The sequence below is a fragment of the Streptomyces sp. NPDC001348 genome (genome assembly GCF_053597535.1).
This window is the reverse complement of record NZ_JBSFIK010000056.1, coordinates 1-16,549: the sequence shown is the minus strand read 5'-3', so window position 1 is coordinate 16,549 and position 16,549 is coordinate 1. Positions and strand designations below refer to the sequence as shown.

The following is a 16,549-nucleotide window of genomic DNA, read 5'->3' as shown; positions in this document are numbered from 1 at the left end:
GCGCGGCGAGCCTGCCCGCGCCCGCTGACGGGGCCGGGCAGGAGACTTTGTGTCGGAGGGGTGGTGCGGGAGGGTGTCCGGGGCCTCGCGGCCGTCGTTCCGGACGCGGGAGCGCGTGAAGTCCCGGGAATCGTCCACCGGGTGAGCGGGCGGAGGGTGAGGGGAGCGTGCGGCTCCGTTGCCGCTGGGATCTGCGTCGCCTCAAGGGCGGTCGCAAGCCGCCCGTTCATCAGGGCAGGGCAACGCGGTGTGCATCGTGCAGAGATGTCCCCCCTCACTGATCACCCGCTCGCGAAGGCCGGTGTGGTCAGTTCCGGTTCTCTGAGCGCCAGGTCACCTTATGCGAGGCATGGACACGCCATGCAAGGGTTTGATTCGGCCATGGCCGATACTTTGCCATGACGCACCGCAACACCATGCGACTCATGCGCAACACAACTCGCCACACCGGTCGTGGAGTTGATGTGGCCAAGCGGCGGCCCGGCGGTGTTGCCTCCCGTCGGCAGGCGACTTGTTTTCGCTGTCGGTTCCGTTGCGGAGGCGTCGGCGTCATCAGCCCCGCGGCGCCGCTCCGTTGACCTCGAACCAGACCACCTTGCCCGTGCTCAACCGGGTCGCACCCCAGCGCCGGGCCAGCCGGTTCACCAGGTACAGGCCGCGTCCGCCCTCGTCCGTGGCACGCGCCTGACGCAGCCGCGGCAACTGCGGCACGTCGTCGCCGACCTCGCAGCGCAGCACGTCGGTGCGCAGCAGCCGGAGCGTCACCGGGCGGGAGGCGTAGCGCACCGCGTTGGTGACGACCTCGCTGACCAGCAGCTCGACCGAGTCACTGAGCTCCTCCAGCCCCCAGCGGGCCAGCGCCCGCCGGGCCAGCCGGCGGGCCCGGCCGGGGGCCGCGTCCTCCGGCTCCAGGAACCAGTACGCCACATCGCTCGGCGCGATCCCGTCGAAACGGGCGGCGAGCAACGCGATGTCGTCGTCCCGGTCGCCCGGGCCGAGCATGTCGAGCACCTCGTCGCACAGGGCCTCGAGCGGCGGCGGATGGTCCGGGCCGGTCAGCTGGGCGGTCGCCGCCAGCTTCTCGCGCAGCTGCTCTATGCCGCTCCACACGTCACGCAGGCGGGACTCCACCAGCCCGTCGGTGTAGAGCAGCAGCGTGGCACCGGCGGGCGCGTCCAGCTCGACGGCCTCGAAGTCGACGCCGCCGACGCCGATGGGCGCACCCGCGGGCACCCGCAGCACCTCGGCCCGGCCGCCCAGATGCAGCAGGACCGGCGGCGGATGGCCGGCGTTGGCGATGGTGATCCGGTGCGAGACCGGGTCGTACACGGCGTACAGGCAGGTCGCCATCCGGTCGGTGCCCAGGCGCTGCGCCTGCTCGTCCAGGTGGTGCAGCACCTCCTGCGGGGGCAGATCCAGTCCGGCGAGGGTCTGCGCGGTCGTCCGCAGCTGGCCCATGATCGCCGCCGAGGTCATGGAGTGGCCCATCACGTCGCCGACGACGAGGGCGACCCGGCTGCCCGGCAGCGGGATGGCGTCGTACCAGTCGCCGCCGACCCGCGCGGTCTCCGCGGCCGGCAGGTAGCGCGAGGCCAGCCGGACACCGGTCGGGCGGGGCAGCGTCTCCGGCAGCATGGTGCGCTGCAGTTCGTCGGCGATGTACGCCTCGCGGCCGTAGAGCACCGCCTTGTCGATGCCGAGCGCGCTGTGCGTGGCGAGCTGGGCGGCGACCAGCAGGTCGTCGGCCTCGAACGCCAGCCGCTCCGAGCGGCGCAGGAAGAGCGCGGCACCGATGACCCGGCGCCGCCCGCGCAGCGGGGCGAGGATCGCGTGCCGGCCGTCGGGGACGAGCGACTCGCCGCCCTCGCCCAGCAGCTCGGGCAGTGCGGCACGGGCGGCGGGCGAGTCGGCGAACACCGGACGCACCCCCCGCAGCACCTCGTTGAGCGCGCCGCCGGGCCGCACCTCGCACAGCTCGGCGGTCACCGACGACAACTCCGGGAGCTCGCTCTCCGGCGCCGGCGCGGGCAGGAAACCGCCCTCGGTGTCACGTTCCTCCGGGATCCGGTCGGTGCGGCGCAGCCGCAGCAGTACGGGCCCGGTCGGACGTTCGTCACCGATCGGCAGCGGGTCGCGCAGATAGACGAGGATCGCGTCCGAGAACGTCGGCACGGTGGCCCGGCACAGCCCCATCACGATCTCGTCGAGATCGAGACCGCGGGCGATCCGCCGGGTCGCGGCTCCCACGAAGCGCAGCCGGTCGCCGTCCCGCCGCATGGGCAGCGGCCGTCCCGGCGGCAGTCCCCGCCCGGTACGGCGTTCCTGCCCGCCGGCACCGTCCTGCTGTTCGGCGACCGGCTGGACCGGGATGTGCTCGGCCGAGGGCCGCGGGCGGTGTGCGTCCGGTTCCGCCGCGGAGGGCTGGGCGTGCTCGGGGCCGTTGACTGGGAGCTCCTTCCCCTGACCGCAAGGCGTGGTGGTGCCGGGCGAGGAGGGTGTCTCGCCGGCGCGGGCCTGCGCGGGTAATGCGGTGGGGCCGAGCGTCGTCGGGGTGTGCAGGAGCGCCCCGCGGGGTTCCGCGGGGTCGGCGCCCGCCCGGGGGCGTTCGTAAGAGGTCGGCTGCTCCGTCACGCGTGTCGAATCCATCCGTCCGGGGCCGCGCGTCGTGCACGCAGTTCGTCCCGCAGAAGACCCGATACCCGGAATACGTGCCCCAGGAACGGAATTTCCGCGTGGTCAGGGGCGGGCGCTGTGCCACCGGACCTTCTCGGGTCCGCGGTGGTGCTGCCCTCGTACCACTCGCTCACGTCCTGCCGCCCCTCGGTGACGTTAGGTCAAGCCCGGTACATGCCCCGGGAGTTGTGTCCGATCCTCCTTGTGGAGGACGATCCTACGGTTGTGGACCGGGGGCGCATCAAGGGTCTCATGAGGACACGTGCGCGGGCGTACGGTCCCAGTCCTCCGGAAGTGACGGTACCGCCCAGGACGGATCGGGTCGCCACTGCGGCCAGTCTTCCGTGAACGGCGGGCCCCAGGCGCGGATCACGTCCACCGCGGCGCGCCCCGCCGCCCGCACCCGTTCGGCGAGCCCGGCGTCCATCAGACCGTCCCGCTGGGCCTGCGCGAACTCGTCCTCGTCCCGCCAGTGCCAGCTGCGGTCGGGGTGCACCGAGATGTCGAGGAAGTGGTCCTCGGAGTCGACCCCGCCGGCCCAGCGGACCAGCGGTTCCTCGAGATTGACGTACCAGTTCTTGAACCGCCAGCCGGGTTCCCAGAACAGCCACACCGACCAGGGCTCACCGGGTCGCGCCAGCTTCAGCACACCCGTCCCGAACCACCGGTCGCGCTGCACCGAGCGGGGCTTGGTGTAGCGCGACCGCAGTGGCTCCAGGTGTACGGGCGTGCCGTCGGCGAGCACCGGGCGCACGCACTCGGTGCCCGGCGCCAGCCACACGGCGAGCAGTTCCTCGTCGTCCCGGACGACGGTGACGGGGCGCACGATGTGGAGGCGGTCACCGGCGTTCTCCCGGTACCGCCACAGGATCTGGCTCCCGGGCGCCCAGAAGGCCGTACTGCCGGCCGTGTTGCCACCCGCGTCCCCGCGGCCCACGCGTCTCACCGCTCCACCGTCTGCCATGCACAGATATTAGGTGCCCCAGGCATGCGACGCCGCGTCACGCGTCAGGGTTCCGGCCGGGCGGCGCGAATGGTTACCGGCCGGTCACGGGTGCGTCATGCGCAGGACATCCAGCGCCTCGTCCAGCTGTTGCCGGGTCAGGTCGCCGCGTTCCAGGTACTCGCTCTCCTCCATCACCTGCCGGATCGTCTTGCGTTCCGCGAGGGCCTTCTTCGCCACCTTCGCCGCCTCCTCGTACCCGATGTACTTGTTGAGCGGGGTGACCACGGAGGGCGAGGACTCGGCGTACTCGCGGGCCCGCTCCCGGTGGGCGACGATGCCGTCCACGGTCCGGTCGGCGAGCAGCCGGGTGACGTTCGCCAGCAGCCGGACCGACTCCAGCACGTTCTTGGCGATGACCGGGAGCATGACGTTCAGCTCGAAGTTCCCGGCGGCGCCGGCCGTGGCGATGGTGGCGTCGTTGCCGATCACCTGGGCCGCGACCATCAGCACCGCCTCCGGAACGACCGGATTGACCTTCCCCGGCATGATGGAGGAACCGGGCTGGAGGTCGGGCAGCGAGATCTCCGAGAGCCCCGTCATCGGGCCGGAGGACATCCACCGCAGATCGTTGGCGATCTTCGTCAGCCCCACCGCGATGGTCCTCAGCTGCCCGCTGGTCTCCACGATCCCGTCCCGGGCGCCCTGCGCCTCGAAGTGGTCGCGCGCCTCGGTGAGCGGCAGCCCGGTGACCCGGGCGACCTCCGCGATCACGGCGGCGGAGAACCCCTGCGGGGTGTTGATGCCGGTCCCCACGGCGGTACCGCCCAGCGGCAGCTCGGCCAGACGCGGCAGGGAGGCGTGCAGCCGCTCGACGCCGTACCGCAGCTGGGCCGCGTACCCGCCGAACTCCTGACCGAGGGTCACGGGCGTGGCGTCCATGAGGTGGGTGCGCCCGGACTTCACGACGTCGGCGAACTCCTCGCTCTTGCGGCCGAGCGCGTCGGCGAGGTGCTCCAGGGCCGGGATCAGGTCGTGGGTGACGGCGGCGGTGGCGGCGATGTGGATGGAGGACGGGAAGACGTCGTTGGACGACTGGGAGGCGTTGACGTGGTCGTTGGGGTGCACGGGCCGGCCCAGCCGCTCCGTCGCCAGCGTGGCGATGACCTCGTTGGTGTTCATGTTGGACGAGGTCCCCGACCCGGTCTGGAAGACGTCGACCGGGAAGTGCTCGTCCCACTTCCCCTCGGCGACCTCCTTCGCCGCCTCCTGGATCGCCTCGGCCAGGTCCTTGTCGAGCACTCCGAGTTCGGCGTTCACCTTCGCCGCGGCCCCCTTGATCCGGGCCAGCGCCTCGATGTGCGCCCTTTCGATCCGCTGTCCGGAGACGGGGAAGTTCTCGACCGCGCGCTGGGTCTGGGCCCGCCACTTGGCGTCGGCGGGGACGCGGACCTCGCCCATGGAGTCGTGTTCGATCCGGTACTGCTGGCCTTCGGTCTGGCCGTCTGTCATGGGGCACCTCCTTGAGGGACAGCAAACCCCGAGTGCCCTGATGTTCCCGGTGCAGCCGGACGGCGGGCGCGTGGCTGTTCCTCCGGGCGGCCGAGCGGCCCCGTGCGGGCCGCCGGGCGGGCCGTTCACGCACGGGAGCCCCTGGCGTCGGCCAGGGGCTCCCCGAGGTGCCGTCGTCAGGTCAGCCGAGGCCCGGCCCCCGGACGGGGATGCTGGTGAAGGTCGGCTGGGGCGCCGGGTCCTGGAAGAAGTCGTTGCCCTTGTCGTCGACGACGACGAACGCCGGGAAGTCCTCGACCTCGATCTTCCACACGGCCTCCATGCCGAGCTCCTCGTACTCGACGACCTCCACCTTCTTGATGCAGTCCTGGGCGAGCCGGGCCGCCGGGCCGCCGATGGAGCCGAGGTAGAAGCCGCCGTGCGCGGCGCACGCGTCGGTGACCTGCTTGCTCCGGTTGCCCTTCGCCAGCATCACCTTGGAGCCCCCCGCCGCCTGGAACTGCTCGACGTAGGAGTCCATGCGGCCGGCCGTGGTCGGCCCGAAGGAACCGGACGCGTAGCCCTCCGGTGTCTTCGCCGGGCCCGCGTAGTACACCGGGTGGTCCTTCAGGTACTGCGGCATCTCCTCACCCGCGTCCAGCCGCTCCTTGATCTTGGCGTGCGCGATGTCGCGGGCCACGACCAGCGGACCGGTCAGCGAGAGCCGCGTCTTCACCGGGTACTTGGTGAGCTCGGCGAGGATGTCGTCCATCGGCTGGTTCAGGTCGATCCGGACGACGTCACCGGCCCCCGCGGCGGAGCCGCTGTCGGATTCGGTCAGGTGCTCGTCCGTCGTCTCCGGCAGGAACCGCGCCGGGTCCGTCTCCAGCTGCTCCAGGAACACGCCCTCGGCGGTGATCTTCGCGACCGCCTGCCGGTCCGCGGAGCACGACACCGCGATGGCGACCGGGCAGGACGCCCCGTGCCGCGGCAGCCGCACCACACGCACGTCGTGGCAGAAGTACTTGCCGCCGAACTGCGCGCCGATACCGATCTTCTGCGTCAGCTCGAAGACCTTCTGCTCCAGGTCCTTGTCCCGGAAGCCGTGCCCGAGCTCGGAGCCCTCGGCCGGGATCTCGTCCAGGTAGTGCGCGGAGGCGTACTTCGCGGTCTTCAGCGCGTACTCGGCCGAGGTGCCGCCGACCACGATCGCCAGGTGGTACGGCGGACAGGCGGCCGTACCCAGCGAACGGATCTTCTGCTCCAGGAACTTCATCATGGCGCCCTCGTTCAGGACGGCCTTCGTCTCCTGGTACAGGAAGGACTTGTTGGCGGAGCCGCCGCCCTTCGCCATGAACAGGAACTTGTACGCGCCGCCGTCGGTGGCGTACAGCTCGATCTGCGCGGGCAGGTTCGATCCGGTGTTCTTCTCCTCCCACATCGTGAGGGGGGCCATCTGCGAGTAGCGCAGGTTCAGCTTCGTGTAGGCGTCGTAGACGCCGCGGCTGAGGGCCTCCTCGTCGCGGCCCTCGGTCAGCACGTTCTGGCCGCGCTTGCCCATGACGATCGCCGTGCCGGTGTCCTGGCACATGGGCAGTACGCCCGCCGCCGCGATGTTGGCGTTCTTCAGCAGGTCGAGCGCGACGAACTTGTCGTTGCCGGACGCCTCGGGGTCGTCGATGATGCGGCGCAGCTGCGCGAGGTGGGCCGGGCGCAGGTAGTGCTGGATGTCGTGGATGGCCTCCTCGGCCAGCTTGCGCAGCGCCTCCGGCTCCACCTTGAGGAAGGTCCGCCCGTCGGCCTCGAAGGTGGAGACACCCTCGGAGGTCACCAGCCGGTAGGGGGTGGTGTCCTCTCCCTGGGGGAGCAGATCGGTGTACGCGAACTCAGGCATCTCAGCCCATTCCTCACTCTGCGGACGTCGGCCCGCCGACGTTGGCGGGCGCTCACCAGCGTAGAACCTGGCTCCGACGGCGAACCTGTGAGGTCGGGCTCAGTTCGCCACGCCGAGGTCGTCCACACCCCGAGGGGTGTTGCCGAACCGCCCACGGGGCCCGCCCTTCGGGCGGACGGCGGGAATTGCCGGACAGGCCCTAGTCGCGATCTATCGCGTTTCGGTACGCTGCTGCCGTGGACCTTCAGAAGCAGGCTCGACAGCAGGACGCCGGACAGCGCGTCACAGAACTGCGCGCCTCGGACGCCGACCGTGATCGCATCGCCGACATCCTGCGTGAGGCCCTCGCCGAGGGGCGGCTGACCGCGGACGAGCACGCCGAGCGCGTGGAGGGGGTGCTGAACGCCAAGACGGTGGGCGAGCTGGAGGTCTTCATACAGGACCTGCCGGCGGCCCACGGCCGCCGGACGCCCCCGGCCTACACGCCGGTGCCGCCCCGTCCGGCCGCCGGTGCGATACCGGCCGAGGCCGATGCCAACGTGGTGGCGGTGTTCAGCAGCGCCATCCGCCGGGGCCGTTGGCGCGCCGGGCGCCGACTGCACGCGTACGCCGTCTTCGGCAGCGTCGAGATCGACCTCAGCGAGGCGATCTTCGAGTACCAGCAGGTCGTGATCAAGGCGGTGTCGGTCTTCGGCAACGTCGAGATCCGGGTCCCGGAGAACGTGTCGCTGCGCGGCACCGGTGGCGGCGTGCTCGGCAACTTCGAGGTGGACACGCTGGATTCGGTCGAGTCCGACGCCCCCGTCGTCTACGTGGACGGTTGGGCCGTGCTGGGCAACGTGGAGGCGCGGCCGAAGCGCGGCAAGCTCGTCGCGGACATCCTCGACCGCGTGCAGCGCAAGGTGGACAAGGGTTTGCGCAAACACCTGGACCGTTGACGGTCGTGAAGAAAGCAGGAAACGGAACGATTCGGTCCTTCGACGGCGGGCGCACAGGGTCGTGAACCGGCCGCCGCGCTCCCGGGGCCGGGAACGCAGTGCATAGGCGCGCGCACAGCGGGTAGGGCTTGCTCTATCGTCTCTCGCTCGCGAAGCCGTCGTCAGGAGTAGACCGTGCTGCAACCGCCGCATTCGTCCCTGCAGGTAGCTGCCGTTCCGGCCCAGCGGGTGCCAGTGCGGGACAGGGACCAAGACGCACCCTGGCACACCGAGGCGGTGTGCCGGCGCGACGAGGCAGGCCTGTTCTTCGCCCCCTCCAAGGAACCCACCGCCGCCCGGCTGTCCCGGGAGGAAGCGGCCAAGCGGGTCTGCGCGCGCTGCCCGGTGATGGTCGAGTGCCGCGAGCACGCGCTGCTCCAGCCCGAGCCGTACGGCGTCTGGGGCGGTCTCACCGCCGCGGAGCGCCGCGTGGTCCTCGCCCGGCGCCGCCGCCGCGACATGGAACTGAAGAAGGCGGCCCGCGCGGCGAGCCGCATAGCCGCCGCGGGGTAGCCCGCTCACGCCTGCACGAACGGGGCGCCCCTCCGCACCGGGAGCGCCCCGTTCGCGTACGGCCCCGGGACTGTCCGCCCCGGGGCCTGGTCCGCTCCTACTTCGCCCTGTCGAAGTCGATCGCGCTGTAGGCCCGCAGCTTGCTCAGCCGGTGCTCGGAGTCGATCTTGCGTACCGTCCCGGACCGGGACCGCATCACGATCGACTCGGTCAGCGCGGTCTCCGGTCCGTACCGCACGCCACGCAGCAGTTCACCGTCGGTGATACCGGTCGCCACGAAGAAGACGTTCTCCCCGGACACCAGGTCGTCGGTCGTGAGGACCCGGTCCAGGTCGTGCCCGGCGTCGACGGCCCGCTGCCGCTCCTCGTCGTCCTTGGGCCACAGCTTGCCCTGGATCGTGCCGCCCAGGCACTTCACGGCGCAGGCCGAGATGATGCCCTCCGGCGTGCCGCCGATACCGAGCAGCAGGTCGACGCCGGTGCCCTCGCGCAGCGCGTAGACGGAGCCGGCCACATCGCCGTCGGAGATGAGCTTGATGCGTGCGCCGGCCTCCCGGACCTCCCTGATCAGGCCCTCGTGCCGGGGCCGGTCCAGGATGACGACGGTGACGTCCTCGGGCGTGGACTTCTTGGCCTTGGCGATCCGCTTGATGTTCACGGCGACGGGCGCGTCGATGTCGACGAAGTCCGCGGCGTCGGGGCCGGTGACCAGCTTGTCCATGTAGAACACGGCGGACGGGTCGAACATGGCGCCGCGCTCGGCGGCCGCGAGGACGGCGATCGCGTTGGGCATGCCCTTCGCGGTGAGCGTGGTGCCGTCGATCGGGTCCACCGCGATGTCGACCTCGGGTCCGGTGCCGTCGCCGACGTGCTCCCCGTTGAAGAGCATCGGGGCCTCGTCCTTCTCGCCCTCGCCGATGACGACGACACCGTTCATCGACACGGTGGAGACGAGGGTCCGCATGGCGCGCACCGCGGCGCCGTCGGCGCCGTTCTTGTCGCCGCGCCCCACCCAGCGACCCGCGGCCATCGCCGCGGCCTCGGTCACCCGGACGAGCTCCAGGGCGAGGTTGCGGTCGGGAGCCTCGGCGGGAACATCGAGCTCGGACGGCAGATGATGGTTTTCGGTCATCGGAGCGCACCTTTCTGATACGACGACGGCCGGATGAGGGTGTTGGCCCCGACTCTAGCGCCAGACGCTCAGAATGAGCAGGGGACCCCACGGATGAGCGGGCGGGACACCTGCGACGATAGAGGGCGTGGCAGGCATGCAAGGCAAGCAGAAGACGGTCCGGGACATGATCCTCTCCCTGGCCGTGGTCGGGCTCGCGGCGGGAGTCATCTACCTCTTCGTCCCGCACGACGACCACGCTCCCGACCTCGAACGGGTCGACTACCGGGTCGAGCTGCTCACGGCGCGCCGCGCCGCGGACTACCCGGTGGCCGCTCCCGAGGGTCTGCCCAGCACCTGGAAGGCGACCTCCGTCCGTTTCCAGGGCGACCATTTCGACCGTTGGCATCTGGGTTTCCAGAATCCCGGTGGTCAATACGTGGCGGTGGAGCAGTCGACTCAGAAGCGCGCCGACTTCATCGACGCCGCGAGCCAGGGGGCGAGGGCCACCAAGGCGACCGAGCGGATCGGCGGGCGCACCTGGACGCGCTACACCGGCGGACGCTATGACGCCCTCGTCCTCGAGGACACCCCCGGTTCCACGACGGTGGTGGCGGGCACGGCGTCCTTCGCGCAGCTGACGAAGATGGCCGAGGCGCTGAAGATGGCGTGAGCCGCCGACATGACGACAGGCCCCCGGCGAGTGCCGGGGGCCTGTCGTGTGTGTGCGGGGCTCAGACGGTGGTGACGACCTCGTCGTAGGCCAGGCGCGGCGAGCGCGGGTGGGAGGCGTTCTCGCCCGGCTTGCCGATGTTGACGACCATCAGCGGGGTGTGGTCGTCGTCGAGGAACTCCTTGCGGACACCCTCGGCGTCGAAGCCGGTCATCGGGCCGGCGGCCAGGCCGGCGGCGCGGACGCCGACGATGAAGTACGCGGCCTGCAGGGCGGCGTTCATTCCGGCGGAGTGCTCACGCACCGTGCGCTCGCCGAAGAAGGCGTCCTTGGCCTGCGGGAAGGCCGGGAACAGCGTCGGCAGCTCCTCGTGGAACTCGTTGTCCGCGGACAGGATCGCGACCAGCGGCGCGGTGGCCGTCTTGGGCCGGTTGCCCTCCATCATGTGCTGCACCAGGCGCTCGCGGGCCTCGGGGGAGCGGACCAGGGTGATGCGCAGCGGGGTCTGGTTGAAGGCGGTCGGGCCGAACTTGACCAGGTCGTAGATCGCCTGCACCTGCTCGTCGGTCACCGGCTCGTCGGTGAAGGTGTTCGCGGTACGCGCCTCGCGGAAGAGCAGGTCCTGGGCGGCGGGGTCAAGCACGAGGGACATGGTTGAACTTTCTCCAGATGACGTCCGGATCCGGCGTGACGGACCGGCTGACGGCACGACCGTACGACAGAGAAGTTCAAAGTTCAACAAATCCCGGGGTGGCGTGATCCACTTAACAGGCCACGCCTGTGCCTACTCGCCCTTCTCCCGCTCCTCCTCCTCGGCCAGCGCCGCGTCCAGCCGGGCCCGGGCCCCCTCCAGCCACCGTCGGCAGACCTTGGCCAGCTCCTCGCCGCGCTCCCAGAGCGCCAGGGACTCCTCCAGCGTCGTACCGCCCGCCTCGAGCCGTCGTACGACCTCGATCAGCTCGTCCCGCGCCTGCTCGTAGCCGAGCGACTCTTCCACCTTGCTGGTCATCCGCCCACCCTATGTGTCCACTCGTACGGAGAACTCACCCTCGGCGACCCGTGCGCGCAGCGCCTCGTCCGCCGTCACCTCGCCCGGATCCCGCACCACATGGCCGTCGGCCTTCTGCAGCACCGCGTATCCGCGCCGCAGGGTCGCTGCGGGGGACAGTGCCACCACGCGCGCGTGCGTGTGCGCAAGTTCCGAGTCGGCCCGGTCCAGGAGATGGCCGAGCGTGCGCCGGCCGCGGTCGACGAGGGACGCCACCTGGTCGGCCCGCTCGTCGACCATCCGGTGCGGATCCTCCATGCAGGGCCGCGCGAGGGCGTGCGCGAGCCCCCGCTCCTCGCGCTCCACGAGCGCCGTCGCGCACCGGCGTGCCCGGTCGCGCAGCTGCCGCACCCGCTCCAGCTCCTCGCCGACGTCCGGTACGACCTTCTTGGCGGCATCGGTCGGCGTCGACGCCCGCAGGTCGGCCACATGGTCCAGCAGCGGGTTGTCCGGCTCGTGCCCGATGGCCGACACCACCGGCGTACGGCAGGCGGCGACCGCACGGACCAGCTGCTCGTCGGAGAACGGCAGCAGATCCTCCACGCTGCCGCCGCCCCGCGCCACGATGATCACGTCGACGGCGTCGAGCTCGTCGAGCTCCTTCACCGCCTGCACGACCTGCGGGACGGCGTGCACACCCTGTACGGCGACATTGCGCACCTCGAAGCGGACCGCGGGCCAGCGGTGCCGGGCGTTCTCCAGCACGTCCCGCTCCGCCGCGGACGCGCGTCCGCAGACCAGGCCGATCAGCTGCGGCAGGAACGGCAGCGGCCTCTTCCGATCCGCCGCGAACAGCCCCTCGCCGGCCAGGGTCTTCTTCAGCTGCTCCAGCCGGGCCAGCAGCTCACCGACCCCCACGGGCCGTATCTCGGCGGCCCGCAGCGACAGCTGCCCGCGCGGGGCGTACCACTCGGGCTTGGCGAGCACCACGACCCGGGCGCCCTCGCCGACCACGTCGGCGACGGCGTCGAACACCTGCCGGTAACAGGTGACGCTCACCGAGATGTCGTACGAGGGGTCGCGCAGCGTCAGGAACACCACCCCGGCGCCCGGCCGCCGCGACAACTGGGTGATCTGCCCCTCGACCCACACCGCCCCGAGCCGGTCGATCCAGCTCCCGATGAGCCGCGAGACCTCGCCGACGGGGAGCGGGGCGTCCGCGGACGTGTTCACAGCCATGCGCCCGAGCGTAACGGCCGGTACCGACAACGTGGGTGCTCCAGAGGGCGGCACGATCTTCGCCCCCCGGACGCGGCCTTACGATGGATGCCATGACTGCTTCGCCTGGCCGCCGTGTCCTGCTCGCCGCCCCCCGTGGCTACTGCGCGGGTGTGGACCGCGCCGTGATCGCCGTCGAGAAGGCCCTGGAGCAGTACGGGGCCCCGGTCTACGTCCGGCACGAGATCGTCCACAACAAGTACGTCGTGCAGACCCTGGAGAAGAAGGGCGCCGTCTTCGTCGAGCGGACCGAGGAGGTGCCCCCCGGCAACATCGTGATGTTCTCCGCGCACGGTGTCGCCCCGGTCGTGCACGAGGAGGCCGCCCGCGGGCGCCTCGCCACCATCGACGCCACCTGCCCCCTGGTCACCAAGGTCCACAAGGAAGCCGTCCGGTTCGCGAACGACGACTTCGACATCCTCCTCATCGGACACGAGGGCCACGAGGAGGTCATCGGCACCTCCGGCGAGGCCCCCGACCACATCCAGCTGGTCGACGGCCCCGAGGACGTCGCCAAGGTCGAGGTCCGCGACCCGTCCAAGGTCGTCTGGCTCTCCCAGACCACGCTCTCGGTCGACGAGACGATGGAGACGGTCGACGCCCTCAAGGAGAAGTTCCCGCAGCTCATCTCCCCGCCGAGCGACGACATCTGCTACGCCACGCAGAACCGCCAGCTCGCCGTGAAGCAGATGGGCGCCGAGGCCGAGCTGGTCATCGTGGTCGGCTCCCGCAACTCCTCCAACTCCAAGCGGCTCGTCGAGGTCGCCAAGCTCGCCGGCGCCCGCGACGCCCACCTCGTGGACTTCGCGAGCGAGATCGACGAGGCCTGGCTGGAGGGCGTGACCACGGTCGGCGTCACCTCCGGCGCCTCCGTCCCCGAGGTCCTGGTCGAACAGGTCCTCGAGTGGCTCGCCGAGCGCGGCTACGGGGACGTCGAGATCGTCAGGGCGGCCGAGGAGTCCATCACCTTCTCCCTGCCCAAGGAACTTCGCCGCGACCTGCGCGAGGAGGCGGCCGCCCTGGCGGCGGAGCGGGGCGGTTCGGGCACGCCGGAGGCGTGAGCCGCGGGGCGTCCGGGGCGTGAGCCGCGGCACGTCCGCCCGGGGCGCGCAAGGGGTAGGGCCGGGGTACGGTCCGTGACCGTACCCCGTACGTCGTAGCGTGGATCCATGCAGATCTTCGGTGTGGACATCGGCGGATCCGGGATCAAGGGCGCTCCCGTGGACCTGGAGAGGGGCGACCTGGCCCAGGAGCGCCACAAGGTGCTCACCCCGCATCCGGCGACGCCGGACGGGGTGGCCGACGGCGTCAAACAGGTCGTCGAGCACTTCGGCTGGACGGGCCCGGTCGGCCTTACCTTCCCGGGAGTGGTCACGGGCGGGGCGACGGTGCGTACGGCGGCGAACGTCGACAAGAGCTGGATCGACACGGACGCGCGCGCGTTGTTCGGCGAGCGGCTGGGCGGCCTGCCGGTGACCGTGGTCAACGACGCGGACGCGGCGGGCGTCGCCGAGATGGCGTTCGGCGCGGGCCGTGGCCGCCGCGGCACGGTCGTCCTGCTCACCTTCGGCACCGGCATCGGCAGCGCCGTCTTCGTCGACGGCGTCCTCGTCCCCAACACCGAGCTCGGCCACCTGGAGCTGCACGGGCACGAGGCGGAGAAGCGGGCCTCCAGCAAGGCGCGGGAGGACGAGGACCTGTCCTGGGAGAAGTGGGCGCACCGGGTGCAGAAGTACCTCGCCCACGTCGAGATGCTGTTCTCCCCGGAGCTGTTCGTCATCGGCGGCGGTGTCAGCCGCAAGGCGGACAGGTTCCTGCCCCTCATCGAGGGCGTTGAGGCGGAGATCGTGCCCGCTCAGCTGCAGAACAACGCGGGGATCGTGGGAGCGGCGATGCGGGCGGCGAAGGACGGGCAGGAGGCCGCCCCGCTGTCGCCGTGAGCCCTCAGCCGGTGCGCCGCCGCAGAGCCCGGCGGCGCACCAGCCGTGCTCTGCGGACGAGCACGATCACCCCGGCGACGAGCGTCCCCCCGTACAACCAGCCCGCCTGCGTGGCCAGCGCAGTCACCAGCCCCATCACCCGGCCCCCCATGCCCCCGCTGCTCTCCGCCACCGGCACCAGCCCCACGGCGAAGGCGATCGGCGCGACCACCGGCGCGGTCATCAGGTCGCTTCCGCGCACCCACAGCGCGGTGACCACGCACACCGGCAGGAACAGCACCCCGTACACCGTCAGGGAAGCCCCGAACAGCAGCTGGTCGAGGCAGCCCAGCAGGAACATGGCCGCGCCCCCGAACAGCCCCCCGCCGAGCCCGGTGAGCCGGGGGTTCGGCAGCGGCCGCCCCGCCGGTTCCGGACGGGCCGCCGACCGCGCCGCCGGCGCCGGTCGTGCCGTCCCGGGCCCTGGCCGTCGCTCCTGGGCGGGGCGGCGCCTGGCCTGGGGCGGGAATGCCGTCGGTGGCGAACCGCGTCGCGGTCCGTATCGCTCGGGTGGCGTCCTGTGTTGCTCCATCGGACCAACCTAGGTCGGTTTATGTGCCGAATAGCCCGTCTGACACGCCGTAGGACCGAGCCTTTCCGGCCGTTCGACTCGGCCGTCGGGCGGTCGCCGGGACGCCGTAGACTGGTGGATCGGCCGGTCCAGTCCCCTGGCCCCTCACCCCTGGCAGCCTCTGGCCCACTCACGTACGGGAAGTCGCAACGTGTCGCTCACGATCGGAATCGTCGGCCTGCCGAATGTCGGCAAGTCGACCCTTTTCAACGCCCTGACCAAGAACGACGTGCTGGCGGCCAACTACCCGTTCGCCACGATCGAGCCCAACGTCGGCGTGGTCGGTGTCCCCGACCCCCGCCTCGCCGAGCTGGCCTCGATCTTCAAGTCGGAGCGGATCCTGCCGGCCACGGTCGACTTCGTCGACATCGCCGGCATCGTGCGCGGTGCCTCCGAGGGCGAGGGCCTGGGCAACAAGTTCCTGGCGAACATCCGCGAGTCCGACGCGATCTGCCAGGTCATCCGCGCCTTCAAGGACGAGAACGTCGTCCACGTCGACGGCAAGGTCTCGCCCAAGGACGACATCGAGACGATCAACACCGAGCTGATCCTCGCCGACCTCCAGACGATCGAGAAGGTCCTGCCGCGGCTGCAGAAGGAGTCGCGGATCAAGAAGGACATCGCGCCGAAGGTGAAGGCCGTCGAGGAGGCCAAGGAGATCCTCGAGAAGGGCGACACCCTCTTCGCGCACGGCATCGTCCAGGGCACCGAGCGCAACGAGCTCCTGCACGACCTGCACCTGCTCACCACCAAGCCGTTCCTGTACGTCTTCAACGTCGACGAGGACGAGCTGGTCGACGAGGACTTCAAGAACGAGCAGCGCGCACTGGTCGCCCCCGCCGAGGCGATCTTCCTCAACGCCAAGCTGGAGGCGGACCTCGCCGAACTGGACGAGGACGAGGCACTCGAACTCCTGCAGTCGGTCGGCCAGGACGAGCCCGGCCTCGCCACCCTCGCCCGCGTCGGCTTCAACACCCTCGGCCTGCAGACCTACCTCACCGCCGGCCCCAAGGAATCCCGCGCCTGGACCATCAAGAAGGGCGCCACCGCCCCCGAGGCCGCCGGCGTCATCCACACCGACTTCCAGAAGGGCTTCATCAAGGCCGAGGTCATCTCCTTCGGCGACCTGGTCGAAGCCGGCTCCGTCGCCGAGGCCCGCGCCAAGGGGAAGGCGCGGATGGAGGGCAAGGACTATGTGATGCAGGACGGGGACGTGGTGGAGTTCCGCTTCAACGTCTGACACTCCGGTGAAAGGCTGCCTGACCTGCGGCGGAGCGGCTGTGCCGCTCCGCCGGCCGGTGGCCGGGGCTCGGTTCGGGCGCAGGCTTCGCTAAGGGGTCCTTGCACTATGAGCGCCCGGTGCGGTCGCGTGGTCTGGTGCCGTGCATCGCAAGGCGCCGGAGAGCCCTCGATGGGGGTCCCCCCGCTCGAGCGAAGCCGAGAGTGGGGGAGGAGCTA

At 71.0% G+C, this 16,549-nt stretch carries 15 protein-coding genes; 6 read left to right on the top strand and 9 right to left on the bottom strand.

From position 1 onward, the window contains the following. Positions 1-552: 552 nt before the first annotated feature. From ACWC21_RS37435 to ACWC21_RS37420, 4 genes are all read right to left on the bottom strand, one after another. Complete coding sequence (locus ACWC21_RS37435; protein WP_450888718.1) at positions 553-2,646, bottom strand: SpoIIE family protein phosphatase; 2,094 nt, start codon at positions 2,644-2,646, stop codon at positions 553-555. A 277-nt stretch (positions 2,647-2,923) separates the two neighbouring features. Continuing rightward, positions 2,924-3,637 carry a cytidylyl-2-hydroxypropylphosphonate hydrolase gene (gene fomD / locus ACWC21_RS37430; RefSeq protein WP_450888716.1) on the bottom strand — a complete coding sequence of 238 codons (714 nt, stop codon included), beginning with the start codon at positions 3,635-3,637 and terminating at the stop codon, positions 2,924-2,926. Positions 3,638-3,721: 84 nt separating this feature from the next. Beyond that, positions 3,722-5,128, bottom strand: a complete 1,407-nt coding sequence (locus ACWC21_RS37425; RefSeq protein ID WP_450888714.1) for a class II fumarate hydratase — start codon at positions 5,126-5,128, stop codon at positions 3,722-3,724. Between the two features lie 181 nt (positions 5,129-5,309). Then, positions 5,310-7,001 (bottom strand): fumarate hydratase, encoded by a 1,692-nt coding sequence (locus ACWC21_RS37420; protein ID WP_450888712.1) that lies wholly within the window; start codon positions 6,999-7,001, stop codon positions 5,310-5,312. Positions 7,002-7,237: 236 nt separating this feature from the next. Between ACWC21_RS37420 and ACWC21_RS37415 the strand changes: the two genes are divergently transcribed. After that, positions 7,238-7,939, top strand: a complete 702-nt coding sequence (locus ACWC21_RS37415) for a DUF1707 SHOCT-like domain-containing protein (RefSeq protein ID WP_450888710.1) — start codon at positions 7,238-7,240, stop codon at positions 7,937-7,939. Positions 7,940-8,113: 174 nt separating this feature from the next. Then, on the top strand, positions 8,114-8,491 hold the full coding sequence (locus tag ACWC21_RS37410; protein WP_388792152.1) for a WhiB family transcriptional regulator: 378 nt from the start codon (positions 8,114-8,116) through the stop codon (positions 8,489-8,491). A 97-nt stretch (positions 8,492-8,588) separates the two neighbouring features. Here ACWC21_RS37410 and glpX read toward each other — a convergent pair whose 3' ends face one another. After that, on the bottom strand, positions 8,589-9,623 hold the full coding sequence (gene glpX, locus ACWC21_RS37405) for a class II fructose-bisphosphatase (protein WP_450888708.1): 1,035 nt from the start codon (positions 9,621-9,623) through the stop codon (positions 8,589-8,591). Positions 9,624-9,750: 127 nt separating this feature from the next. Here glpX and ACWC21_RS37400 point away from each other — a divergent pair, with 127 nt between their 5' ends. Next, a complete protein-coding gene (locus ACWC21_RS37400; protein ID WP_450888706.1) occupies positions 9,751-10,275 on the top strand; it encodes a DUF4245 domain-containing protein in 525 nt (174 codons plus the stop codon). A 61-nt stretch (positions 10,276-10,336) separates the two neighbouring features. Here ACWC21_RS37400 and ACWC21_RS37395 read toward each other — a convergent pair whose 3' ends face one another. The 3 genes from ACWC21_RS37395 to xseA all read right to left on the bottom strand — a co-directional run bounded on the left by ACWC21_RS37395 (position 10,337) and on the right by xseA (position 12,502). Further along, the gene (locus tag ACWC21_RS37395; RefSeq protein ID WP_450888704.1) at positions 10,337-10,927 is read right to left on the bottom strand and encodes a malonic semialdehyde reductase; all 591 of its coding nucleotides are present in this window, start codon (positions 10,925-10,927) and stop codon (positions 10,337-10,339) included. 132 nt (positions 10,928-11,059) lie between these two features. Next, positions 11,060-11,284 carry an exodeoxyribonuclease VII small subunit gene (locus tag ACWC21_RS37390; RefSeq protein ID WP_450888703.1) on the bottom strand — a complete coding sequence of 75 codons (225 nt, stop codon included), beginning with the start codon at positions 11,282-11,284 and terminating at the stop codon, positions 11,060-11,062. Positions 11,285-11,293: 9 nt separating this feature from the next. Then, the gene (xseA, locus tag ACWC21_RS37385) at positions 11,294-12,502 is read right to left on the bottom strand and encodes an exodeoxyribonuclease VII large subunit (RefSeq protein ID WP_450888701.1); all 1,209 of its coding nucleotides are present in this window, start codon (positions 12,500-12,502) and stop codon (positions 11,294-11,296) included. Positions 12,503-12,585: 83 nt separating this feature from the next. Here xseA and ACWC21_RS37380 point away from each other — a divergent pair, with 83 nt between their 5' ends. Then, positions 12,586-13,602, top strand: a complete 1,017-nt coding sequence (locus ACWC21_RS37380) for a 4-hydroxy-3-methylbut-2-enyl diphosphate reductase (protein WP_450888699.1) — start codon at positions 12,586-12,588, stop codon at positions 13,600-13,602. A 108-nt stretch (positions 13,603-13,710) separates the two neighbouring features. Beyond that, positions 13,711-14,481, top strand: a complete 771-nt coding sequence (ppgK, locus tag ACWC21_RS37375; protein ID WP_450888697.1) for a polyphosphate--glucose phosphotransferase — start codon at positions 13,711-13,713, stop codon at positions 14,479-14,481. Positions 14,482-14,485: 4 nt separating this feature from the next. Here the strand turns inward: ppgK and ACWC21_RS37370 are convergent, their stop codons facing one another. Then, a complete protein-coding gene (locus ACWC21_RS37370) occupies positions 14,486-15,052 on the bottom strand; it encodes a DUF6542 domain-containing protein (RefSeq protein ID WP_450888696.1) in 567 nt (188 codons plus the stop codon). A gap of 190 nt (positions 15,053-15,242) precedes the next feature. On the opposite strand from ACWC21_RS37370, the gene ychF reads away from it, so the two are divergent. Then, complete coding sequence (gene ychF / locus ACWC21_RS37365) at positions 15,243-16,331, top strand: redox-regulated ATPase YchF (protein ID WP_450888694.1); 1,089 nt, start codon at positions 15,243-15,245, stop codon at positions 16,329-16,331. The last annotated feature ends 218 nt before the right edge of the window (positions 16,332-16,549 follow it).

Excerpts from the sequence above, each read along its gene's own strand:
- ACWC21_RS37435 (WP_450888718.1), bottom strand. The coding sequence starts at position 2,646 with ATGGATTCGACACGCGTGACGGAGCAGCCGACCTCTTACGAACGCCCC.
- fomD (WP_450888716.1), bottom strand. The coding sequence starts at position 3,637 with ATGGCAGACGGTGGAGCGGTGAGACGCGTGGGCCGCGGGGACGCGGGT.
- ACWC21_RS37425 (WP_450888714.1), bottom strand. The coding sequence starts at position 5,128 with ATGACAGACGGCCAGACCGAAGGCCAGCAGTACCGGATCGAACACGAC.
- ACWC21_RS37420 (WP_450888712.1), bottom strand. The coding sequence starts at position 7,001 with ATGCCTGAGTTCGCGTACACCGATCTGCTCCCCCAGGGAGAGGACACC.
- glpX (WP_450888708.1), bottom strand. The coding sequence starts at position 9,623 with ATGACCGAAAACCATCATCTGCCGTCCGAGCTCGATGTTCCCGCCGAG.
- ACWC21_RS37395 (WP_450888704.1), bottom strand. The coding sequence starts at position 10,927 with ATGTCCCTCGTGCTTGACCCCGCCGCCCAGGACCTGCTCTTCCGCGAG.
- ACWC21_RS37390 (WP_450888703.1), bottom strand. The coding sequence starts at position 11,284 with ATGACCAGCAAGGTGGAAGAGTCGCTCGGCTACGAGCAGGCGCGGGAC.
- xseA (WP_450888701.1), bottom strand. The coding sequence starts at position 12,502 with ATGGCTGTGAACACGTCCGCGGACGCCCCGCTCCCCGTCGGCGAGGTC.
- ACWC21_RS37380 (WP_450888699.1), top strand. The coding sequence starts at position 12,586 with ATGGATGCCATGACTGCTTCGCCTGGCCGCCGTGTCCTGCTCGCCGCC.
- ppgK (WP_450888697.1), top strand. The coding sequence starts at position 13,711 with ATGCAGATCTTCGGTGTGGACATCGGCGGATCCGGGATCAAGGGCGCT.
- ACWC21_RS37370 (WP_450888696.1), bottom strand. The coding sequence starts at position 15,052 with ATGGAGCAACACAGGACGCCACCCGAGCGATACGGACCGCGACGCGGT.